This is a genomic window from Streptomyces sp. NRRL F-2664 (genome assembly GCF_000719345.1).
GTDB lineage: Bacteria > Actinomycetota > Actinomycetes > Streptomycetales > Streptomycetaceae > Streptomyces.
In genome coordinates this window covers 1-226 of record NZ_JOFX01000619.1, presented here as the reverse complement: position 1 = coordinate 226, position 226 = coordinate 1, and the positions used below count along the sequence as shown (strand labels likewise).

At 72.1% G+C, this 226-nt stretch carries 1 protein-coding gene; it reads left to right on the top strand.

The window, feature by feature from the left end; translation table 11 throughout:
• Positions 1-226: hypothetical protein (locus tag IF89_RS40410; protein WP_043195238.1), on the top strand; the 226-nt coding region annotated here is incomplete at both ends.

Genomic DNA, 226 nt, shown 5'->3' with positions numbered 1-226 from the left:
CAGCAGCGGGAAGCTCACCGCCCGCGAGCAGACCACGTTCACCTACGACAAGTACGGGCAGCCTGCCTCGCAGACGGTCTCCTGGGCCGACGGCGCCGGTGAGGAGGGCCGGGGTGAGGGGCCGGGCGAGCTGAAGACTGAGGTCAGCCGGACCGTTGAGGACGGGCGTCTGACCGAGACCGTCACCACCGCGCCCGGTACCGACGCGGAGACCACCGCCTCGCGG